The following is a 23,064-nucleotide window of genomic DNA, read 5'->3' as shown; positions in this document are numbered from 1 at the left end:
CCGCTTGGCGGGGTGGAGAGCAAAGTCTGCTTCGGCATCAGACCTGGCCGACAGCATTTTTACAAACGCCGCTTACAGCGACGCCTGCCGCACCTGCCGTTCCAGCTCCAGCTTCAATCCTGGTTCCAGTCGCAGTTGTCGCGACAACTCGTCCAGATACGCCTTCTCCATGAAGTTTTCTTGGTCCACCAGCAGCACGCTGGCGATATACATTTGCGCGGCTATCTCCGGCGTTGCCGCAGCCTGGGCCACATCGGCGGGGTCCAGGGGTTTGTTCAATTCGTCATGCAACCACTGTTGCAGCTCTCGGTCGCAGCCCAGCTTGCTGAACTCGGCTTCGATCAACTCCCGCTCGCGGGCATCGACATGCCCATCGGCCTTGGCCGCAGCCACCAGTGCCTGGAGAATCGCCTGGCTGTGCTGCTCGACCTGCGCCGGCGGCAGGCGGTCGAGAGTTTGCGGTTCGCCCTGAGGCGCACTCGCCTGTTGCGCCTGCCAGGTGCCATAGGCCTTGTAGGCCAACACCCCCAGCGCCGCCAGGCCACCGTAGGTCAGCGCCTTGCCACCGAACTTGCGGGCCTTCTTGTTGCCGAGCAGCACGCCCATGGCTCCCGCCGCCAACGCACCGCCACCCGCCCCGGAAAGCAGGCTGCCCAAACCACTTGAGCCGCCACCGAGTAGACCGCCAAGCGCGCCTTTATCAGCGGATTTGTCCTGTCTGTCGCCGGTCCGGTTCTGCAGCAGATCCTGGCCGGACTTGAGTAATTGATCGAGCAACCCACGGGTATTCATCGGTAGCCTGCGCAAACGGCGAATGGACCCACAGAGTAAAACGACCGGTCAGATGGTTGTCGGCAAGAGTGCTTCCAAATGTTGCGCGGCTTGTTGCCTGAATCCTGACTCGTCAATCAAGCCATCGATTAAAAAGATCTACACTGGCGTACATCCATAAAAACCGCGTGTCGGAAAAAACGGCAAGGTATTTCACCCATGAACCTGCCGAGCCTAAACAAGCAGCCACAACCGACATGTATCACCTGTTCGACTACTGTCCCGGCCCTAATTAAAAGAGAGGGAAACCCCATGTTCGCGCACAAGACCGCGCTACTCAGCGCACTCACCACCGCCGTGCTGGCCAGCGTCAGCCTCCAGGCCGCCGAACCGCTGAAAGCTGTCGGCGCCGCTGAAGGCCAACTCGATATCGTCGCCTGGCCGGGTTATATCGAACGTGGTGAAAGTGACAAGGCTTATGACTGGGTCACCGGTTTCGAGAAGGAAACCGGCTGCAAGGTCAGCGTGAAGACCGCCGCCACCTCCGATGAGATGGTCAGTCTGATGGCCAAAGGCGGCTATGACCTGGTCACCGCTTCAGGCGACGCCTCGTTGCGCTTGATCGCCGGCAAACGGGTGCAGCCGATCAACCCCGAGTTGATCCCGAACTGGAAGAACCTCGATTCGCGCCTCAAGAATGCCCCGTGGTACGTGGTCGACAAACAGACCTACGGCACCCCTTACCAGTGGGGCCCGAATGTGCTGATGTACAACACTCACGTGTTCAAGCAGGCGCCAACCAGTTGGGCGGTGATCTTCGACGCGCAGAACCTGCCGGACGGCAAGCCGAACAAGGGGCGCGTGCAAGCCTATGACGGCCCGATCTATATCGCCGACGCGGCGCTGTATCTCAAGTCCGCCAAGCCGGAGCTGGGAATCCAGAGCCCCTATGAATTAACCGAGACCCAATACCAGGCGGTCCTCGAATTGTTGCGCGCCCAACAACCGCTGGTGCACCGCTATTGGCACGATGCGACCGTGCAAATGAGTGACTTCAAGAACGAAGGCCTCGCCGCCTCCAGCTCCTGGGGCTACATGGTCAATGGCCTGCAAGCCGACAAACAACCCGTGGCCTCGACCATTCCAAAGGAGGGCGTCACCGGTTGGGCCGACACCACCATGTTGCACGCCGATGCCAAACACCCCAACTGCGCCTACAAATGGATGGACTGGTCGCTGCAGCCCAAGGTCCAGGGTGACGTAGCGGCATGGTTCGGTTCGCTGCCGGCCGTTCCGGCGGCGTGCAAGGGAAGCGAACTACTCGGCGCCGAAGGCTGCAAGACCAACGGTTTCGACTCCTTCGACAAGATTGCCTTCTGGAAAACCCCGCAGGCCCAGGGTGGCCAGTTTGTCCCCTACAGCCGCTGGACCCAGGACTATATTGCGATCATGGGCGGTCGCTAAGGCCGGTGACGCCGCTCGCGCCCGTGGCGAGCAGGCGGGTTCGCGCCGGGCTGCGCGGCGGCGCTGAAATCAGAGATTGCGCTGTGCCGGACAGGGCGCGGGGCGCCCCCGCCACATAGGCCCTATCGTTATTCAATTCAGACTTTCCAGAAGTCCAGGACAGGTCCCCTCGCCACACAGACTTTTTTGGAGCACCGCATGATGACGCCAGCAGTCCAATTCACTGATGTTTCCCGTCAATTCGGCGAAGTAAAAGCCGTTGACCGGGTTTCCATCGACATTCAGGACGGCGAATTCTTTTCCATGCTCGGCCCCTCCGGCTCGGGCAAGACCACCTGCCTGCGCCTGATTGCCGGCTTCGAACAACCCAGCGCCGGCTCGATTCGCCTCCACGGCGAAGAAGCCGCCGGGCAGCCTCCGTACCAGCGTGACGTGAACACCGTGTTCCAGGATTATGCGCTGTTCCCTCACATGAACGTGCGCGACAACGTCGCCTACGGCCTGAAAGTCAAAGGCGTCGGCAAGCGCGAACGCCTGAAGCGCGCCGAGGAATCCCTGGACATGGTCGCCCTCGCAGGCTACGGCGATCGCAAACCGGTGCAACTGTCCGGCGGCCAGCGCCAACGCGTGGCTCTGGCCCGAGCCCTGGTCAATCGCCCACGGGTGCTGCTGCTCGATGAACCCCTGGGCGCGCTGGATCTCAAGCTGCGCGAGCAGATGCAGGGCGAACTGAAAAAACTGCAACGACAGTTGGGCATCACGTTTATCTTCGTTACCCACGACCAGACCGAAGCGCTGTCGATGTCCGACCGCGTAGCGGTGTTCAATAAGGGTCGCATCGAACAGGTCGACACACCGCGCGATCTCTACATGAAACCGGCCACCGCCTTCGTCGCCGAATTCGTCGGCACCTCCAACGTGATTCGCGGCGAGTTGGCCAGGCAGTTGAGCGGCAGCGACCTGCCCTTCTCGATCCGCCCGGAACACGTGCGCTTCGCCGAAGGCCCGGCACAGGCTCATGAAGTCGAGGTCAGCGGCCTACTCCACGATATCCAGTACCAGGGCAGCGCCACCCGCTATGAGCTGAAACTGGAAAACGGCCAGACCCTGAATATCAGCCAGGCCAACACCCAGTGGCCGGATACCCGCTTCCAACACCAGACTGGCCAGCGCATCACCGCGCGCTGGGCGCAGGAGGCCATGACCGTGCTGGCAAGTGAGGTGTGACATGAGCACTCTGGCTCTGACACCCACGACGGCCAGCCCATCGCTGATGCGGCGGCTCTGCAACCTGCTCTACCGCCGCCCCAACTTCTACCTGACGCTGCTGCTGGTGCCGCCACTGATCTGGTTTGGCGCGATCTATCTCGGCTCGCTGCTGACCCTGCTCTGGCAAGGGTTCTACACCTTCGACGATTTCACCATGGCGGTCACTGCGGACCCGACCCTGGCAAACTTCGCCGCGCTGTTCAATCCGGCTAACTTCGACATCATCCTGCGGACCCTGACTATGGCGGTGACGGTCTCGATCGCCGCCGCGATCATCGCCTTTCCCATCGCCTACTACATGGCGCGCCACACCAGCGGCAAGACCAAAGCGTTCTTCTACATCGCGGTGATGCTGCCGATGTGGGCCAGCTACATCGTCAAGGCCTATGCCTGGACCCTGTTGCTGGCCAAGGGCGGCGTGGTCCAGTGGTTTGTCCAGCACCTTGGGCTGGAACCGCTGCTGCAAGGGGTTCTGGGCATCCCCGGGATCGGCGGCAGCACGCTGTCGACCTCGCACCTGGGCCGGTTCATGGTGTTCGTCTATATCTGGCTACCGTTTATGATCCTGCCAATCCAGGCGGCCTTGGAACGCCTGCCGCCCTCTCTGCTGCAAGCCTCCGCCGACCTCGGGGCGAAGCCACGCCAGACCTTTATGCAGGTGATCCTGCCGCTCTCGATCCCAGGCATTGCCGCCGGCTCCATCTTCACCTTCTCGCTGACCCTGGGCGACTTTATCGTGCCGCGACTGATCGGCCCACCCGGCTACTTCGTGGGCGGCATGGTCTACGCCCAGCAGGGGGCTATCGGCAATATGCCGATGGCGGCCGCCTTCACCCTGGCGCCGATCGTGCTGATTGCCGTGTACCTGTCCATCGTCAAACGCCTGGGGGCCTTCGATGCACTCTAAGTCGCAAGAGCACGGGGAGAGCGCTTCCCTGGGGCTGCGTATCGCCGCGTGGGGCGGGTTGCTGTTCCTGCACATCCCGATCATGATCATCTTCATATACGCCTTCAACACCGAGGACGCAGCGTTCAGCTTTCCGCCCCAGGGCTTCACCTTGAAATGGTTCAGCGTGGCCTTCGCACGTCCAGACGTGCTGGAAGCGATCAAGCTGTCGCTGAAGATCGCCGCCATCGCCACTCTGATCGCCATGCTGCTCGGCACCCTCGCCTCGGCCGCGTGGTATCGCCGGGAGTTCTTCGGCAAGCAGGGTATCTCGCTGATGCTGATCCTGCCGATTGCCTTGCCGGGGATCATCACCGGGATCGCCCTGCTGGCGACCTTCAAGACGCTGGGGATCGAGCCAGGGATGTTCACCATCATCGTCGGCCACGCAACCTTCTGCGTAGTGATTGTCTACAACAACGTCATTGCCCGGCTGCGGCGTATCTCCCACAGCCTGATCGAAGCCTCAATGGATCTCGGTGCCGATGGCTGGCAAACCTTGCGCTACATCGTCCTGCCCAATCTGGTCTCGGCGCTGCTGGCCGGTGGCATGCTGGCGTTCGCCCTATCGTTCGACGAGATCATTGTCACCACCTTTACCGCGGGGCATGAACGCACCTTGCCGATCTGGCTGCTCAACCAGCTCGGTCGACCACGAGATGTACCCGTCACCAACGTGATCGCCTTGCTGGTGATGATGATTACCATGTTGCCGATTCTCGGCGCCTACTACTTGACCCGTGGCGGTGAAAGTGTGGCCGGCAGCGGCGGCCCATAACCGACTACCTGAGGTAAATGGCGAATCCCGGCCTATGCTCCGACAACGCTTTTAACGCTCTTGAGGGCCTCTTCGGGGCAAGCTTCGCTGCCATAAGAAGGTTTCCTCAAACACCTGAAAACTCGCTGCCCACAGAATCACCTGATCGCTCCATGAGGACATAACCATGCAAACCAAACTGCTGATCAATGGTCAACTCGTTGCTGGCGAAGGCCCTGCCCAAGCCGTCTTCAATCCCGCGCTGGGCCGTGTGCTGGTGGAAATCAACGAAGCCAGCGAAGCCCAGGTGGACGCCGCCGTGCGCGCCGCCGATGCTGCCTTCGACAGTTGGTCGCAGACCGCGCCGAAAGACCGCTCGTTGTTGCTACTCAAGCTCGCCGATGCCATCGAGGCCCACGGCGCGGAACTGGCCAAGCTGGAGTCGGACAACTGCGGCAAACCCCTGAGCGCCGCGCTCAACGACGAAATCCCGGCCATTGCCGATGTGTTCCGTTTCTTCGCCGGCGCCAGCCGCTGCATGAACGGCTTGGCCGGCGGCGAATACCTGCCGGGCCATACCTCGATGATCCGCCGCGACCCGGTGGGCGTAATTGCCTCCATCGCCCCGTGGAACTACCCGCTGATGATGGCCGCCTGGAAAATTGCACCGGCTCTGGCCGCCGGCAACACCGTGGTGCTCAAACCTTCGGAGCAGACCCCGCTGACCGCGTTGCGCCTGGCCGAACTAGCGGCGCAAATCTTCCCGGCGGGCGTGCTCAACCTGGTGTTCGGTCGCGGCCCGACCGTCGGCAGCCCGCTGGTGAGCCATCCAAAAGTGCGCATGGTGTCACTGACCGGCGCCATTGCCACCGGCTCGATCATCATTTCCAGTACTGCCGACAGCGTCAAGCGCATGCATATGGAATTAGGCGGCAAGGCCCCGGTGATCATCTTCGACGACGCCGATATCGACGCCGCCGTGGCAGGTATCCGCACCTTCGGGTTCTACAACGCAGGCCAGGACTGCACCGCCGCCTGCCGCGTGTACGCACAGGCCGGTATCTACGAGCAGTTCGTCGAGCAACTGGGCGCCGCGGTGAGTACCATCAAGTACGGCCTGCAGGACGATCAGACCACCGAACTCGGCCCGCTAATCACCGCCAAGCACCGTGATCGTGTCGCCGGTTTTGTCGAGCGTGCCGTGGCACAGTCGCATATCCGCCTGGTGACCGGTGGCAAGGCCGTGGACGGCAACGGTTTCTTCTTCGAACCCACGGTGCTGGCGGACGCCCAACAGGACGACGAGATCGTGCGGCGCGAAGTGTTCGGCCCGGTGGTCTCGGTCACCCGCTTCAACGACGAAGCCCAGGTACTGGGCTGGGCCAATGACTCGGACTATGGCCTGGCATCCTCGGTGTGGACCGCCGATGTCGGTCGCGCCCACCGCCTGGCGGCTCGCTTGCAGTACGGCTGCACCTGGGTCAACACTCACTTTATGCTGGTCAACGAGATGCCCCATGGCGGTCAGAAGCTGTCCGGCTATGGCAAGGACATGTCCATGTACGGCCTGGAGGACTACACCACCGTGCGCCATGTGATGTTCAAGCACTGATGACGGATCCCTCACAAAACTACCGGACCGGGCCGTCATGGCCCGGTCCGGCCGATGGAAGAACAAGCGCCACTGATTCGTCAATCAAGATCAAACGGCTCAAAACCGCGAAACACTCTCCATCGCATTCAAGAGGCAGCGCAGGGCATTACGATCTTCCGCCGACAAACTCCGGTAATGCTCCACCAATTGCCGCTCTTCATCGCTGAGCTTGCACACCCGATGCGGGGGTGGCGCCCTGAATGTCCAGAGAAACAGCATGAACCCAAGAATGCCTCGTTCCTTTGACATGGGTGACTTCCTTCTGTGACTGCACAGGAACGCCTGGACAGGTCGTCTCAGACTTAGCATAAGGGTAGGAAGAATCTGCATTAAGCTAAGATCATTTCGGAATTTACAGAAGGAAATCACTCAACATACAGAAAACCCGCCTGGTCGACGGGTCTCGGTGTTTTCACACAAGTCAGGTCAATCGCTCACTCGCGCAGATCCGCCTCATGGATCGGTTGGTCGCGATGGGTAGCGCGCTGGTACTGCGCCGGCCAGGTGGCCTTGTGCCCACCCAAGTCATCGTCGGCATGCAGCGGCCAATACGGATCGCGTAGCAACTCACGGGCGAGCAGGATGATGTCGGCCTGGCAGGTGCGCAGGATATGCTCGGCCTGGGCCGGCTCGGTGATCAGCCCGACGGTGCCGGTGGCAATCCCGGACTCCTTACGCACGCGCTCGGCGAAACGAGTCTGGTAACCGGGCCCCGTGGGGATTTCCGCGTTGGCGGCGGTACCGCCCGAAGACACGTCGATCAGGTCGACGCCAAGGTCTTTCAGACGCCGTGCCAGCTCCACGGTTTCGTCCGGGTTCCAGCCGTCTTCCACCCAGTCGGTGGCCGAGACACGCACGAACAACGGCAACTCCTCGGGCCAGACCGCCCGCACCGCTTCTGTGACCTGCAGGACCAGGCGAATACGGTTATCGAACGAGCCGCCGTACTGGTCACGGCGCTGATTGCTCAAGGGTGAGAGAAACTGGTGCAGCAGATAACCGTGGGCGGCATGCACCTCGACCACCTTGAAACCGGCGACCAGGGCGCGTCGGGCGGCCGCGACAAACGCCTCGATCACCTCGGCGATCTGCCCTTCATCCAGCTGTGCCGGGGCCGTGTGCTGCGGGTCGAAGGCAATGGGCGAGGGCCCGACCGGGATCCAGCCGCCCTCCTCCGGCTTGACGCTGCCAGGCTTGCCCAGCCAGGGTCGATGGGTGCTGGCTTTGCGTCCGGCATGGGCCAGTTGGATCCCGGCGACGGCACCCTGGGCCGCGATAAACCGGGTGATGCGTTGCAGGGGTTCGATCTGTTCGTCATTCCACAGGCCCAGATCCTGGGCGGTGATACGGCCATCGGCGGTCACTGCCGTGGCTTCGGTAAAAATCAGTCCGGCACCGCCTACCGCACGGCTACCAAGGTGGACCAGATGCCAGTCATTGGCCAGGCCATCGACGCTGGAGTACTGGCACATTGGCGAGACCGCGATGCGATTGAGCAGGGTCAATTGACGAAGGGTATAGGGTTCAAGCAGCAGACTCATGGGGCACCTCTCAAATCAAGTGGGCTGGCTCCAGGGTTCTGTGAGAACGTCGACGCGTGACAGGAAAAATAGGCCGTCCGCCCCCCGGCGGATGAATAAGGAAGATAACGTCACAAGACCATTCAGACAGTGCTTAGAGCCTAGTCGACAATGAAGGACGCCGAAGGGTTCAGCCGATATAAAGCTCAGCGCGGTTCGATGTGGGCAATCATCAGTTGCACGCTTTCTTTGCCGCGGAACTCGTTGAGATCGAGCTTGTAGGCCAGCTCGACCCAATCGACCCGTGCGTTTGCCCAGATTTGCGGGTCGATGCCAAAGGCAATGCCATCGAGCTTCACCGAGCCACACTCGCTTTTGAGCACCACTTTCAGATGCCGCTCGCCGACGATGCGCTTTTCCACCAGTTGAAACACCCCGTGGAACAACGGCTCGGGGAAGTGCTGGCCCCAGGGGCCGGCGTTGCGTAGTGCCCGGGCCAATTCCAGGTTGAACTCTTCCAGGGCCAGGGTGCCGTCGGTCTGCAAGCGTCCGGTCAGGTCATCTTCATTGAGCTGACGGCGTACTTCGGCATCGAAGGCTTGGGCAAACAACGGAAAATTTTCCTGGGGCAGACTCAGGCCGGCGGCCATGGCATGGCCACCGTACTTGCCCATCAAGTCCGGGTGCCGCGCCGCGACCACGCTCAAGGCATCGCGAATATGGAACCCGGCGACCGAACGACCGGAGCCCTTGAGCATGCCGTCGCCAGCATCGGCGAAGGCGATGGTCGGGCGGTGATAACGCTCTTTCATCCGTGAGGCAAGAATACCGATCACCCCTTGGTGCCAGTCCGGATCGAACAGACACAGGCCGAACGGCATTGACTCCACCGGCAAATCCTTGAGCTGGGCCAGGGCTTCGCGTTGCATGCCCTGCTCGATGGACTTACGGTCCTTGTTCATTTCATCCAGCTGGGTGGCCATTTCCTGGGCCAATGCCGGGTCTTCGCAGAGCAGGCATTCAATGCCCAGGCTCATGTCGTCCAGGCGACCCGCCGCGTTCAGGCGCGGCCCGAGGATAAACCCCAGGTCGCTTGAGGTCAGCCGCGAGTGATCGCGTTTGGCCACTTCGAGAATTGCCTTCAGCCCCGGTCGGGCGCGCCCGGCGCGGATGCGCTCCAGGCCCTGATGTACCAGAATTCGATTGTTGGCATCCAGCGGCACCACATCGGCCACGCTGCCCAACGCCACCAGGTCGAGCAGTTCGCCGATATTCGGTTGCGGCTGATGTTCATACCGGCCCAGGCCGCGCAAGCGCGCACGCAGGGCCATCAACACATAAAAGATCACGCCGACCCCGGCCAGCGCCTTGCTCGGAAACTCGCAGCCCGGCTGATTCGGGTTGACGATGGCATCGGCCACCGGCAGTTCGTTACCCGGCAAGTGGTGATCGGTAACCAACACCTTCAGGCCAGCCGCCTTGGCCGCCAGTACACCTTCGATACTGGAGATGCCGTTGTCGACGGTGATCAGCAATTGCGGCTCACGCTGCAACGCCACAGCAACGATTTCCGGGGTCAGGCCGTAGCCGTACTCGAAACGATTCGGCACCAGGTAATCGACATGCGCCGCCCCCAGCAGGCGCAGACCCAACAGCCCCACGGTACTGGCGGTCGCACCATCGGCGTCGAAGTCGCCGACAATCAGGATCCGCTGGCGCTGCTCCAGCGCCACCACCAACAGGTCCACCGCAGCGTCGATCCCCTTGAGTTGCTGGAAGGGAATCAAGCGCGCCAGGCTTTTATCCAGCTCTGCAGCCGATTCGACCCCCCGCGCCGCGTACAAGCGGGTCAGCAGCGGCGGCAGGTCGCCGAGAAAAGGCAAGGTGGCGGGCAGTGGACGGGGTTCGATACGCATGGCGTTGGTGGGTTTTCTCTTCAATACACAGGAGTTGAAACGGCGGAACCGTGGTTAACCGCGCTCGCCCATCAGCCATTCGAGCTGGACTTCATGCTGACCACGATCGTCGGTGACGAAGATCGTGCCTTCGCTGATCATCACGTCCCACTTGATAACGCGTGGCATGTCCTTGGCGAGGGTCTCCAGGACTTCCTGCGGAACCGCGGCGATATTGACGTTTTTCAGGTTCTTGACCGCCGGGATCACCTTGGTTTCCCAGACCCGCAGGCTGCCGTAGGCCAGCAGGCTAGTGCGCTCGGTACGACGCGAGCACCAGGTCAGGCGGTCGGCATCTGGCTGACCCACTTCGATCCAGTGCAGGACGCGATCATCCAGGCTTTTTTCCCATAGCGCCGGTTCGTCTACTTCCGACAGGCCACGACCAAAAGCCAGCAGTTCGTTGTACCAGAGTGCATAAGCCAGCAAACGCACGGTCATTCGCTCTTCGGTTTCCGAAGGATGGCGGGCAATGGTCTGCTTGACGCTTTCGTAGACGCTGCGATCCAGGTCGGTGAGGTTGAGTTCGAACTTGTAGGTCGTGGACGGCTGGGCCATGAACGGGACTTCTAGAGACGAGGAAAGGCGCCAAGTCTAACCGATACGCAGGCCAATCCACGACTGCCGATGGTTATGAAGATGGTTCGCGTCATGTTAAAAAGCTCTACCGCCCTCGCCTTGTCCTACAGGATCGCCCATGCCGCTCACCGCCAAACCCCTCTCCGGCCTGAAAGTCATCGAACTCGGAACCCTGATCGCCGGCCCTTTCGCCTCGCGGATCTGCGCCGAATTCGGGGCCGAGGTGATCAAGGTCGAATCGCCGGACGGCGGCGACCCGCTGCGCAAATGGCGCAAGCTGTACGAAGGCACATCGCTGTGGTGGTTTGTCCAAGCCCGTAACAAGAAATCCCTGACGCTGAACCTGAAAAACCCGGACGGCCTGGCGATTCTCAAGCAGTTGCTCGGCGACGCCGACATCCTCATCGAGAACTTTCGCCCCGGCGTCCTGGAAAAACTCGGACTGGGCTGGGAAACCCTGCAGGCGCTGAACCCAAAGCTGGTCATGGTGCGCCTGTCCGGATTCGGCCAGAGCGGACCGATGAAGGACCAGCCGGGGTTTGGCGCGGTGGGCGAGTCCATGGGCGGGTTGCGCTATATCACCGGTTTCGAAGACCGTCCGCCAGTGCGTACCGGGATTTCCATCGGCGATTCGATTGCCGCACTGTGGGGCGTGATTGGCGCCCTGATGGCACTGCGTCATCGCGAGGTCAATGGCGGTCAGGGGCAGGTGGTGGATGTCGCGCTATATGAAGCCATCTTCGCGATGATGGAAAGCATGGTGCCGGAGTTCGATGTGTTCGGTTTCATCCGCGAACGCACCGGCAATATCATGCCCGGCATCACCCCTTCGTCGATCCACACCACAGCCGATGGTCGACACGTGCAGATCGGCGCCAATGGCGATGCGATCTTCAAGCGCTTGATGCGGGCCATCGGCCATGAGGACCTGGCGAACGACCCGCTGTTGGCCAGTAACGACGGACGCGACAGCCGGCGTGACGAGATCTATGGAGTGATCGAGCGCTGGGTCAACTCATTGCCCCTGGATACGGTGATCGCCACCCTGAATGAAGCCGAGGTTCCCGCCAGTCGCATCTACAGCGCCGAAGACATGTTCAGCGATCCGCAATTCCTCGCTCGCGAGATGTTCTTGCAAGCCAAGCTGCCTGACGGCAAGGACTTCAAAATGCCCGGCATCGTGCCAAAACTCTCAGAAACACCGGGCTCCAGCGAATGGGTCGGCCCACAGTTGGGCGAACACAACGGCGAGGTGCTTGGCAGCCTCGGTTATGACAAGGCACAAATTGCCCGACTACGCGAAAGTGGTGCCATTTAACCCCCCGGGCCTAAGCAGGACAAATACCGGGAAAACGCCAAGGAATTTTTCCTCGCCCCCGATGAACAGTGACAAATTCCAGGCAAAAAGAAACCCCGAGAAGTGGGGAGACGACTCGGGGTTAAACGTGGCCTACAAAGACCAGTACGGCAAGCCACAAGTATCGGAGCACAATGCCTGCTCTTGCCGTTCTGGATATGACACGCCCCTGGAAGGGAAGGTTCAAAAAAATCTCTATCGGCTGGCGGCTCGGAACATTCGGTGTTCGGTGGCGTTGCGCCAGGCGGCAAGCATACAGGGCTCCAGGCGCCCCTCGACGATTCGCAGATCACGATGCAAACCATCGACCACGTCCGTCAGCAGACGCTTGTCCGTCAGTTGCGCCTGATTGACCCTACGCTCCAGCAGAATCAGGCCAGTGACGCCTTTCACACTCACCACGCACTCCCCATGTCCACCTGATGGCGTTAGGGTAACGGCATACGGACTCAATGCCTCATTGAGCAACAAGCTGATACTTTCCATCTCGATCATCACTCAGTAGTCAAAAACCGCAAAGTCGAAAACAAAGGTGCCTGGAGTCAATGACCGCCAGTCAGAGAGGAAAGTTCGTTGGCCCCGGCAGGGCCTTACGAGCTAATCGACGTCTATCGAGGATGAACGAGAAAGATGACAGAAAAAAAACGGCCAGGGCCGCCACTGGCTAGAATCAGCTCACAAGTGGCCTGTACGGTTAGTTGGTTAGCTCAAGCTCTCAGGCCACTAACCTTTCAGTCTTTTACTACAGGTTGCGTCGACTTCGCTCACAGACATGAGCCCAGGCATCTGGTTTGTTGCTCTGCTTTCGTGCGCATCATCATCGCGCTTACTGGAGACCCATCTTGAATTCATCCGCACGCACGCCGCTACGGATTGTCCTGGCGGATGATCACCCGATTTTCCTGATTGGCATGCGGGCCGTACTGGAGCGCGATCCAGGCTTGAGCGTGGTCGGTGAAGCCAGCACCCCGCAGGCACTCTTCGACCTGCTGGACCAGTGCCCGTGCGACATGCTGATCACCGACTTCATGATGCCGACGGCGGATCAGAACGACGGTCTGCGAATGATCGAGACTCTGGTCCGGCACTACCCGGCCCCACTGATCCTGGTAGTCACCATGCTCAACAATGCCGGTCTGTTCCGCTACATCCTGGACCTGGGGGTCCTGGGGTTGTTGAGCAAGGCCAGCCTGGCGGCCGAGTTGCCTTTGGCGATCGGTCATGTGCGACAACGCAAGACGTTCCTCGCCCAATCGGTACGTCAGACCCTGGCGCAGGCTGGGGAAACCGCCACGCTTCGACTGGGCGATCAGGAGCAGCTTTCACCGCGGGAACTGGAAGTCACCCGCCTGCTGGCGGCAGGTCGAACGGTGGGCGAGATTGCGGCCCGGCTGTGTCGCAGCAAACAGACCGTCAGCGCCCAAAAAGTCAGTGCCATGCGCAAGCTCGGCCTGTCCAATGATGCCGCCTTGTTTCTCTACCTGCAGGAACACGGGCTGTCCTGATCATCGTCAGCCAGGTTGTTGTTCATGCTCCGCGACACTCACGCGACCGGCGATGCTCAACCACGGCAGCAGCTCGACACGGCTCATGGGCGCGGCAATGAATCGCCCTTGGACAAGCAGATCGCCCAATTCTTGAATCAATCGATACTCTTGATCGGTTTCGATCCCAGTGATCACCACCCGCAGGTTCATGCCCTTGGCCATGCTCAGGATTCCCGCGACAATCGAGCGCTTGCGCGAATCCTCGGCCATGCCGGTGACTAACTGCGGGGCGATCTTCAACTCCGAAAAAGGCAGTTCGAGCAGTCTCTGCAAGCCGGCGCCGGCAACGCCAAAATTGCCGATCGACAGTTGGCAACCTAGCATCCGTAGGCGCAACATGCCTTCAAGCTGGGCCGCTTCGGTGTGGCGTTCCCCGTTGTCGACCACCTCCAGCGTCAGCCATTGAGCGGGCAGGTGAAAACCTCCCAATAGTTCGTTCAAGCGCTCGGCGAAGTCCGCTTGTTGGACCATCAGCCCTGGAATATTCACCGCCACCGGCAAATACTCGCCCGTGCCCAGGTGCACTTCGACCGATAACCGGACGGCCTGTTCGAGCATCTGCCAAACCAAGGTCTGCCAGAGCCCCGCATACTCGAGCACTGGCATAAAGGCAGCAGGCAACAATATGCCCTGTTCTGGATGCTGCCAGCGAGCCAGCGCCTCGACGCCGTGCACCAGGCCGTCACACGTCACCTTGGGTTGAAAGTAGGCGCGGCAGTAATGCCGGATGGCCTGGGACCCGGCTCCCGCTTGAAGGTCATGCAACGAGAGTAATTCATGGACCTGAGCCAACGGCAACTCAGGGCGCCGTCGGCCGAAGCGTTGCTGGTAGGTCGCCAGCAACTCACCCAGGATCGCTGCCGATGCCGGCTTCAGCAGGCAACCCAGTACATGCAACCCCTGCTGCCGAGCAACGCATGCCGCACCCTCGCGCACCTCCTGGTCGAGACTGCTGAGGATAATCAGAGCCTGGGCCTCGCGCGCTTGCGCCAGGTGCCGGATCAGTTGCAGGCCGTCACCGTCCTCCAGGGAGAGATCGCAGAGGGCAATATCGACCGGTCCGCGATTGGCCAGGGACTGACGGGCACTCTCGACGTTTTCAGCCGTCAGCACATCGAAGACACCGTTGGCATTGAGCATCTGGTGCAACGCCATCAGTTGAAAGGGGTTGTCTTCAAGAACCAGGATCTTGAGCGCGCGCATCGATGATCTCCGCAGGTTGAAGCGATCGTTATCCGCATGGGGCTGTCCACCTTAACCAGGGAAGACAGCGTTACCCATAGGACAAGTCCTAAAATATCGCTCCTTGCTGCAGACTCGGTTCAATGTCGCCGATGACTTGATCGATCGCCGCCTTGAGTACCCGCCAATCAGGTTGCAGTCGCTCGGTCGCCTGCAGGCGCAGGCAACTTTCCATATCGACACAGGCCCGTGCCAGGGCAATTGCATCGACAAGGGAGGCAATACCCTTGAGGCGATGCACGGACATCGCCACGCCTTCCCAATCAGTGCGACTTACCGTGGTTTCCAGCTCGCTACGCTCCTCCCGCAGGTTCTTCCAGAGCTCCAGCAGCATGCGCTGAAGCACTTCGGTATCGGCAAGCGTCATGTTGCGCAGCGTCTGGATATTGAAGGATTTTTCCCTCGGCGCAATATCCGCCAGCAGGCGAGCCAGGTCCGCGAGGACAACGGGCTTGACCAACAGGTCGTTCATGCCGGCCTGCAGGCAGCGTCGACGTTCATCGCTCATGGCGTTGGCCGTGCACCCGACAATCAGGCACGCCGGGCGCTGCTCCTCGGTCTCCATCCGGCGCAGCGCCTCAGCCAATTCATAGCCTGTCATGCCGGGCATATTGCAGTCGCTGATCACCAGGTCGAAGTGCCCACTCTGCCACGCCTGCAGCGCTGCTTGCGCCGTCTGGAACGATTCGACACGCTGACCGAGTACGCCGAGCTGCTGATGCAACACTAGGCGATTGGCGGAAAGGTCATCGACGATCATGACGTTCAAGGACGGCAGCTCGGCTCCGCCATTGTTCAGCGGTATCGATACCGGTGCCGAGCAGCGGGCCTCGCGCCTGAGCGGCAGCTCCAGGCGCACCTGGGTACCTTGTCCCACATGACTTTGCAGCTCGATGCTACCGCCCATCAGCTCCACCAGTTGCTTGCAGATACTCAAGCCCAGGCCCGTTCCGCGATATTGCTCAGCGGTTTCGTCGCGGACCTGCGCGAAGGGTGTGAACAGCCTCTCCTGTTGCTCCGGGCCGATACCCTTGCCACTGTCTTCGATAGCGATACAGAGACGGTCGATTTCCGCCAACTGCGAAAGCTGGACAACTCGAACGCGAACGAACCCCTCGTGCGTAAACTTCAGGGCATTACCGATCAGGTTGTGCAGTACTTGGCGCAAGCGCAGCGGGTCGAGCCGATGGTCGTCCACGAACAAGGCGTCGATCTCCAGGCTCAGCTCGATCCCCTTTTCTCTCGCCTGGGCCTCGAACAAGCGCACGACGCCTTCGAGGAAATGCTTCAAATCGGTGGGTTGCAGGTCCAGACACATGCGTCCGGCCTCTATTTTTGCCAGGTCGAGGCTGTCTCCGATCAGCACCGTCAGATCCCGCGCCGATTGATAGGCTACCTGTAAACCCGGCGAGAATGCCTCTCCCCTGGCCCGCGCCTGCTCACGCTCCACTTCGAGCAAGCCGATGATTGCGCCCATGGGCGTGCGAATTTCATGACTCATGGTTGCCAGGAAGGCACTCTTGGCCTGGCTGGCCTGCTCGGCCTGCCGACGGGCCTCCGTCAGTTGTGCCTCGAGTCGTTTTCTTTCGGTAATATCGATCCATCCGCCCAACAGCCCCTGCAACTGTGCTCCGGCCGAGTAGAAGGGCACCATCCATTGATAGACATCGATACTGCCATTGAGAAACTCAAGCCGCAGATCCTTGAAGACGGGTTGCTGCTCCTCCAGCAACTGCATGAACTCATCATGCAGTTGCCGGGCGATCTCCTGCGACAGCAGGCCGGTTTCGGTAACGCGCCGCCCTTGCACCTGCTCCAGTGTTGTCGACAGGCTCTGCTCGTAACTGCGATTGCAGGTGATCAGCCGTCCCTGCAGGTCACGCACGAAAATGGGATTGGGGATGCCGTCCAGCAGCGCCCGCTGGAAGGCCAATCGATCATTGAGTTCCCGCTCGGCCTGGCGTCGCTGGCGAATTTGGATATTCAGGCGACGGTTCCAGGCGAGGGAGACGCCCCCTAGCAGCAACAGGGCTCCGGTCAGTCCGTAGACCCAGCGTGGCACCCGCTTCCACACCGACGGCGGCGGCGCCACGGGCACCGCGCCGAGCCATTTGATCCGCAACGCCCGCAGCTCCGCGACGGGAAATGCCTCCAACGACTTGTTAAGAATGCTGAGCAACTCGGGAGAAGTCTTGACCACCGAGAAACTGTCGGCCGACCAAAGCCCTTCCACGCTACGTCCGACCTTCAGCCTACCAGGTGGATACAAGTAAGCCCGGGCGTCACTCTGGATGGTCGCGGCGGCCTCGCCATTCTCCACCATGGCCCTGGCTTCCTCGGGAGTCCCGACGCTGCGCACCACGATATCCGGGTGCTCACGGCGAATCATCGCTTGCAGCGCATGCCCTTCGGGTAACGCTAGAACACGCCCGGACAGTTGCTTGAACGAGCCGAGCGGGGAGTCGTGGACCGGTACGACAAACACCCAGGAACTGCCGCCGAAGGCATAGGTAAAATTCAGAAACGTCTTGCGCTCGGGACTCTCCGCCAGCGAGCCGTTCATCAAGGCCTTGCCTGCCTTGAGCATGCCAATGGTCTGCATCGTGGAGAAACTTTCCTCGAAGGCGAACTGCAGTCCGGTCATGCGCGAGATACGCGCCAGCAGGTCGACATTGAGACCCACCCAGCGGTTATGGCCATCCTTGTAGATATGTGGCGGATACTGCTGAGAGGCGACCACCACCCGTGGATGCTTGTCGATCCAGGCAAGCTCCGTGGGGGTCAGGTTCACCCGTGGCTGGGTGATATCCGAGCCAAAGCCGGTGGTCCAGCGCGCCAGGATCTCCCGCCGGGTAGCTTCGTCGATACTGTCCAGCGCGCGCTGGATCAAGCCGCTGAGCAGCGGCTGCGACTTGCGCGAGGCGAAGGCGAATCCGATGGGAGGCAGCGCACTCTGTCCACGGATCTGCAAACCCATGTAAGGCCGTATGGTCTTGTGGGCCCGGACAATCACTTCATTGCCGATAAAGGCGTCGACCTCCCCCTGGGCCAATGCCTCCAATGCACTGTAGAGGGTGGGCGCGAGGATGATCTTGCTCTCGGGATAGGTGGCATGCACCACCTGCGCGTCGGCATAACCTTCCAGCAAGACCACCTTACGGTCCTTGAGGTCATCCAGGTCGAGGGTTTCATCGCGACTGACGATCACCGACCGGTCGGGCATGTAGTCGCTGGAGAACACCAGTTCGGGCACTCCTCGCTCGAATCCGTTGGCACTGGTGAGGAAATCGATCTGCCCGTCACGCAGCGCTTCCACCGCCTGGTCGCGCTCGGCAAAGCCGATGACCTCCACCGCCACCCCGAGCCGATCCCGGATCAGTCCCACATAGTCGGCGCTGATACCCTGGTAGCGATTGCGATCGTTGGTAATATCCACCGGCTCGTAGTCGGCCACAGAAATACCCACCCGCAACGTGCGATCGGCTCCCAGCCAACGTTGTTCGTCCGCACTCAGGGGCAACTGGTCGAGTTCGACAAACGATGCAGGCAGGCTAAATAGCAGGCCCTGGGCCGCCATCGACCGGCCCGGCAGGCTTGCAAACAGCGCCAATAGCAGCCACACCAGAGTGGAATGTAGCGATCTCCCCTGAAACACCATGACGAAGTACCTGCTCCCTTTTTTGGAACATGAAAAAACCAGGCGCAAGTTTGGCACGCAAAAACGATAAAGCCCGCCAAGGGGCGGGCTCTAAAGTGTGACCTTTCTAGTCGGTCAGAGCGGCTTGCCGCGGTTGCCATGCTGGCTGACAAAGGCCTGGACAGCTTTCAGGTCGTTGGCCAGGACCGTGCAACGCTCATCTCTTTCAAACAAATCGGAAAGATGTGCCGGCAGCTCAAGATCTTTTCCTACACCAGCTTTCTCCACTGCTTCAGGGAATTTGACCGGATGCGCCGTGCCCAGGATCACCATCGGAATATCCAGGCTACGGCGGCACTCACGGGCGGCCTTGACACCGATGGCGGTATGCGGATCGAGCACCTCGCCGGTCTGGGCGAAGACTTGGGCGATGGTCTCGCAAGTCTGCGTGTCATCCACGGCCAGGGAGTCGAACAGCTTGCGCGCCTCGCTCCAGCGATCCTGGTCGACGCTGAAACCGCTGCCTTGCTTGAAGGTCTCCATCAGGCCTGCGATAGCCGCGCCATTGCGACCGTGCAGGTCAAACAGCAGGCGTTCGAAGTTCGACGAGACCATGATGTCCATGGACGGCGACAAGGTAGCGTGCAGGGTTTCCTTGACGTACTGATTGCCGCTCATGAAACGGTGCAAGATATCGTTGCGGTTGGTAGCGACAATCAGTTGGCTGATCGGCAGCCCCATGTTGCGCGCCAGGTAGCCGGCGAAAATGTCGCCAAAGTTACCGGTCGGCACCGAGAACGCCACCGAACGGGCTGGGCCACCCAATTGCAGGGACGCGTGGAAGTAGTAGACGATCTGGGCCATGATCCGCGCCCAGTTGATCGAATTCACCGCGACCAGGCGCGTGCCCTTGAGGAAGCTCTGGTCGGCGAAGCTGTTCTTGACCATTTCCTGGCAGTCATCGAAGTTGCCTTCGATAGCGATGTTGTGAATGTTGTCGCCGAACAGGGTGGTCATCTGCCGCCGCTGCACCTCGGACACCCGGTTGTGCGGATGAAGGATGAAGATGTCGACATTCTCGCAGTGCTTGCAGCCTTCGATGGCAGCCGAGCCGGTATCGCCGGAGGTGGCGCCGACGATCACCACGCGCTCGCCGCGCTTTTTCAGCACATAGTCGAGCAGGCGACCGAGCAGTTGCAGAGCGAAGTCCTTGAAGGCCAGGGTCGGGCCGTGGAACAGCTCGAGCACCCATTCGTTGCCATTGAGCTGGCGCAGCGGCGCGACCGCGTTATGGGCAAAGACGCTGTAGGTTTCCTCAAGGATTTTCTTGAAGTCGGCGTCCGGGATGCTCCCGGTGACGAACGGGCGCATGACTCGAAACGCCAGCTCGTGGTACGGCAGGCCAGCCCAGGAAGCGATTTCTTCTTGGGTGAAACGGGGCAGGTTTTCCGGCACGTACAGGCCACCGTCACTGGCTAGGCCAGCCAGCAGCACGTCTTCGAAATTCAGGGCCGGTGCCTGGCCACGGGTACTGATGTAACGCATGAACAATTCCTCTCCAATCGGCAGCGCCGGCTTAGTTCAAGTGCTCGACGCGGATCCGCACGACAGGGCCAACCACACCTTGCAGGGCCTCCAGCGCGGCGATAGCGTCGTTAATATGCTGTTCCAGCACGCGGTGGGTCAGTAGGATCATCGGCACCAGGCCATCATGCTCTTCGACCTCCTTCTGCATGATCGATTCGATGTTGATCCCACGCTCCGACAGAATGCTTGCCACTTGGGCCAGGACGCCTGGATGGTCCTTGGCCTGGATACGCAGATAATAGGAACTTTCGCAGGCTTCGATGGGCAAAATCGGATGGGCCGACAGCGAGTCTGGCTGGAAAGCCAGGTGCGGTACCCGATTCTCCGGGTCGGAGGTCATCGCCCGCACCACGTCCACCAGATCGGCGATGACCGACGACGCGGTGGGTTCCATGCCGGCACCGGCCCCGTAGAACAGAGTCGAACCGGCTGCGTCGCCATTGACCATGACGGCGTTCATCACGCCGTTGACGTTGGCGATCAGGCGATCAGCCGGGATCAGGGTCGGGTGGACCCGCAACTCGATACCGGCGGCGGTGCTGCGCGCCACACCCAGGTGCTTGATGCGATAGCCCAGGGCCTCGGCATAGTTGACGTCGGCGGTGGTCAGCTTAGTGATGCCTTCGGTGTAGGCCTTGTCGAACTGCAGCGGAATACCGAACGCGATGGACGCCAGGATGGTCAGCTTGTGCGCGGCATCGATGCCTTCAACGTCGAAGGTCGGATCGGCTTCGGCATAACCCAAAGCCTGGGCCTCGACCAGCACGTCCTCGAAGGTACGACCCTTCTCGCGCATTTCGGTGAGGATAAAGTTGCCGGTGCCGTTGATGATGCCGGCAACCCAGTTGATGCGATTGGCCGACAGGCCTTCGCGGATTGCCTTGATCACCGGGATACCGCCGGCCACCGCCGCTTCGAACGCCACGATCACGCCTTTCTCGCGGGCCTTGGCGAAGATTTCATTGCCGTACACCGCGATCAACGCTTTGTTTGCGGTGACCACGTGCTTGCCGTTCTCGATCGCTTTGAGTACCAGCTCACGGGCCACGGTATAGCCGCCCATCAGCTCTATGACGATGTCGATCTCAGGGTTCGTGACCACTTCGAAGACATCGTTGGTAATCGCAATACCGGTCGTTTGGAACTGAGGCTTTGGCGTGCGAGTGGCGATTTGTGCCACTTCGATTCCACGCCCGGCACGACGAGCAATTTCCTCGGCGTTACGCTGAAGTACGTTGAAGGTGCCACCACCGACGGTACCTAACCCACAGATGCCTACTTTGACCGGTTTCACTCTGAACTCCCCATGAAACGGCCGACGCGAGGTCGGCCGTGGAAAACAGCCGCTGGACCACCAGCGGCTGGCTATTTAGGACCCACGGGACGGATGCCCGGGATCATGCTCGTCAAAGACGACCGCGACGAGCCTGGATTACTTGGCAGCCAGCGCCAGCTTGGCAACTTGTGCCGCCGGCTGGTAGCCTGGTATCACCTTGCCATCAGCCAGGACGATGGCCGGTGTACCGTTGACCCCGATCGACTGACCGAGGGCGAATTGTTTGGAAACCGGGTTGACGCACTGGGCGGCCTTGATTTCCTTGCCATCGACCATTTGGTCCATGGCGGTTTTCTTGTCGCTCGAACACCACACCGCCTGCAACTGCTCGTCACCCGGCGAACCCAGGCCCTGACGCGGGAAGGCGACATAACGCACCTCAATCCCCATCTTGTTCAACGCAGGCACTTCAGCGTGCAGCTTGTGGCAGTACGGGCAGGTGGTGTCGGTGAACACGGTGATATGCGACTTGGTCTCGCCGATGGCCGGATAGACCACGGTCTCGGCCACCGGAATACCGTTGATCAGCTTGGAGATGCCCAGGCGCTCGGTCTTTTCGGTGAGGTTGACCGGCTTGCCGTCCTGGAGCTGGAACAGGTAGCCCTGCATGACGAACTGACCGTCGGCGCTAGCATACAGCACGCGGCTGCCCTTGAGCTTGACTTCGTAAAGGCCGGCCAGGGGACTGGCGGTAATGCTCTCTACGGGAGTGTCCATCTGCAGGCTGTCGAGGCTCTTGCGAATCGCCTGTTCGGCGGCGCCATCGGCCAGGGCGAAGTTGCTGACCAACGCCAGGGCGGCGGCGGCGAAAATATGAGTCAAGCGCATGGGTACTCCTGAAGGCGGGCAACTAATGGGAGGGGGGAAACACTGAGTGTAGTTTCGAGTTCCGGGCGCCCATCGTGCAAACGCGTCAAGCCTATCACATAAGGCCGGCATGACCGACTCCCAGCGATGCGAGGCGTGGTGAAGTTTGATGTTTTTTGTGGGCACCCTGACTCGCGAAGCAAGCGACTCGATTCAAATGAACATGACCGTCGTTTCCCGGCTAATGCCTTGAGAAACATCAGCCCAATCACCGATTTCATCGCCAGACCTGTCGAGCCGCGCGTCAATCTCGCGGATAGGGCGTTAGTGGCGGCGGTGGCTGCTGGCTGCTGGCTGCTGGCTGCTTCCTCGCGACAATGAGCGATCTCATGTGCTTATTTCCAGCCCCTGAATCGCCTTGAAGAAGATTCCGACTCACTTACAGACATTGCCTACAAGCGATTGGCGCTACAGGGATTTAGATTGTGAGCGAGCCAACCGCAGCATATCCACTACAAGGCCGAGTCGATGGCATTGAGCTTTTCACCCATCAGGTAACACTAGAAACCACCCCAACCGGAGGGGGAAGCGCACGCTAGAGCCTGGCCTGGTTGTCTTCGACCGGATCAGACCCGG

At 60.6% G+C, this 23,064-nt stretch carries 18 protein-coding genes; 7 read left to right on the top strand and 11 right to left on the bottom strand.

Annotated features, from left to right (window positions below; all coding sequences use genetic code 11):
* Positions 1-72: 72 nt before the first annotated feature.
* Complete coding sequence (locus AWM79_RS03980; RefSeq protein ID WP_017130824.1) at positions 73-792, bottom strand: tellurite resistance TerB family protein; 720 nt, start codon at positions 790-792, stop codon at positions 73-75.
* 291 nt (positions 793-1,083) lie between these two features.
* Here AWM79_RS03980 and ydcS point away from each other — a divergent pair, with 291 nt between their 5' ends.
* The 5 genes from ydcS to AWM79_RS03955 all read left to right on the top strand — a co-directional run bounded on the left by ydcS (position 1,084) and on the right by AWM79_RS03955 (position 6,819).
* Positions 1,084-2,235, top strand: a complete 1,152-nt coding sequence (gene ydcS, locus AWM79_RS03975; protein ID WP_017130823.1) for a putative ABC transporter substrate-binding protein YdcS — start codon at positions 1,084-1,086, stop codon at positions 2,233-2,235.
* Between the two features lie 201 nt (positions 2,236-2,436).
* The gene (locus AWM79_RS03970; RefSeq protein WP_026013052.1) at positions 2,437-3,462 is read left to right on the top strand and encodes an ABC transporter ATP-binding protein; all 1,026 of its coding nucleotides are present in this window, start codon (positions 2,437-2,439) and stop codon (positions 3,460-3,462) included.
* Between the two features lies 1 nt (position 3,463).
* Entirely contained in the window at positions 3,464-4,411 is a 948-nt protein-coding gene (locus AWM79_RS03965) for an ABC transporter permease (protein ID WP_060782193.1), read from the top strand.
* A complete protein-coding gene (locus tag AWM79_RS03960; protein ID WP_060782192.1) occupies positions 4,401-5,228 on the top strand; it encodes an ABC transporter permease in 828 nt (275 codons plus the stop codon). Before AWM79_RS03965 ends, AWM79_RS03960 begins: the two co-directional genes overlap by 11 nt.
* 166 nt (positions 5,229-5,394) lie before the next feature.
* On the top strand, positions 5,395-6,819 hold the full coding sequence (locus AWM79_RS03955; protein ID WP_017130819.1) for a gamma-aminobutyraldehyde dehydrogenase: 1,425 nt from the start codon (positions 5,395-5,397) through the stop codon (positions 6,817-6,819).
* A gap of 99 nt (positions 6,820-6,918) precedes the next feature.
* Here the strand turns inward: AWM79_RS03955 and AWM79_RS03950 are convergent, their stop codons facing one another.
* From AWM79_RS03950 to AWM79_RS03935, 4 genes are all read right to left on the bottom strand, one after another.
* Positions 6,919-7,110, bottom strand: a complete 192-nt coding sequence (locus tag AWM79_RS03950) for a hypothetical protein (protein ID WP_017130818.1) — start codon at positions 7,108-7,110, stop codon at positions 6,919-6,921.
* A gap of 185 nt (positions 7,111-7,295) precedes the next feature.
* Positions 7,296-8,402 carry an NADH:flavin oxidoreductase/NADH oxidase gene (locus AWM79_RS03945; protein ID WP_017130817.1) on the bottom strand — a complete coding sequence of 369 codons (1,107 nt, stop codon included), beginning with the start codon at positions 8,400-8,402 and terminating at the stop codon, positions 7,296-7,298.
* A gap of 185 nt (positions 8,403-8,587) precedes the next feature.
* Entirely contained in the window at positions 8,588-10,297 is a 1,710-nt protein-coding gene (recJ, locus tag AWM79_RS03940; protein ID WP_017130816.1) for a single-stranded-DNA-specific exonuclease RecJ, read from the bottom strand.
* A gap of 54 nt (positions 10,298-10,351) precedes the next feature.
* A complete protein-coding gene (locus AWM79_RS03935; RefSeq protein WP_017130815.1) occupies positions 10,352-10,894 on the bottom strand; it encodes a YaeQ family protein in 543 nt (180 codons plus the stop codon).
* A 139-nt stretch (positions 10,895-11,033) separates the two neighbouring features.
* On the opposite strand from AWM79_RS03935, the gene AWM79_RS03930 reads away from it, so the two are divergent.
* The gene (locus tag AWM79_RS03930; RefSeq protein WP_017130814.1) at positions 11,034-12,233 is read left to right on the top strand and encodes a CaiB/BaiF CoA transferase family protein; all 1,200 of its coding nucleotides are present in this window, start codon (positions 11,034-11,036) and stop codon (positions 12,231-12,233) included.
* A gap of 234 nt (positions 12,234-12,467) precedes the next feature.
* On the opposite strand, the gene AWM79_RS03925 is transcribed toward AWM79_RS03930, so the two are convergent.
* Positions 12,468-12,758 (bottom strand): DUF3509 domain-containing protein, encoded by a 291-nt coding sequence (locus AWM79_RS03925; protein ID WP_026013051.1) that lies wholly within the window; start codon positions 12,756-12,758, stop codon positions 12,468-12,470.
* Between the two features lie 356 nt (positions 12,759-13,114).
* On the opposite strand from AWM79_RS03925, the gene AWM79_RS03920 reads away from it, so the two are divergent.
* Positions 13,115-13,777 (top strand): response regulator, encoded by a 663-nt coding sequence (locus AWM79_RS03920; RefSeq protein WP_017130812.1) that lies wholly within the window; start codon positions 13,115-13,117, stop codon positions 13,775-13,777.
* A 6-nt stretch (positions 13,778-13,783) separates the two neighbouring features.
* On the opposite strand, the gene AWM79_RS03915 is transcribed toward AWM79_RS03920, so the two are convergent.
* From AWM79_RS03915 to AWM79_RS03895, 5 genes are all read right to left on the bottom strand, one after another.
* Positions 13,784-15,022 carry an EAL domain-containing response regulator gene (locus AWM79_RS03915; protein ID WP_060782191.1) on the bottom strand — a complete coding sequence of 413 codons (1,239 nt, stop codon included), beginning with the start codon at positions 15,020-15,022 and terminating at the stop codon, positions 13,784-13,786.
* An 88-nt stretch (positions 15,023-15,110) separates the two neighbouring features.
* Positions 15,111-18,638, bottom strand: a complete 3,528-nt coding sequence (locus tag AWM79_RS03910; RefSeq protein ID WP_060783935.1) for an ATP-binding protein — start codon at positions 18,636-18,638, stop codon at positions 15,111-15,113.
* A gap of 195 nt (positions 18,639-18,833) precedes the next feature.
* Entirely contained in the window at positions 18,834-20,243 is a 1,410-nt protein-coding gene (gene thrC / locus AWM79_RS03905) for a threonine synthase (RefSeq protein ID WP_017130809.1), read from the bottom strand.
* A gap of 31 nt (positions 20,244-20,274) precedes the next feature.
* Positions 20,275-21,579: a homoserine dehydrogenase gene (locus AWM79_RS03900; RefSeq protein ID WP_017130808.1), complete on the bottom strand. Its 1,305-nt coding sequence runs from the start codon at positions 21,577-21,579 to the stop codon at positions 20,275-20,277.
* A gap of 138 nt (positions 21,580-21,717) precedes the next feature.
* The gene (locus AWM79_RS03895) at positions 21,718-22,449 is read right to left on the bottom strand and encodes a thioredoxin fold domain-containing protein (RefSeq protein ID WP_017130807.1); all 732 of its coding nucleotides are present in this window, start codon (positions 22,447-22,449) and stop codon (positions 21,718-21,720) included.
* Positions 22,450-23,064 lie beyond the last annotated feature (615 nt).

Origin of the sequence: Pseudomonas agarici, from assembly GCF_001543125.1 — a bacterium.
Classification (GTDB): domain Bacteria; phylum Pseudomonadota; class Gammaproteobacteria; order Pseudomonadales; family Pseudomonadaceae; genus Aquipseudomonas; species Aquipseudomonas agarici.
The sequence above is the reverse complement of the archived record's forward strand: the minus strand, read 5'-3'. Positions and strand labels throughout refer to the sequence as shown.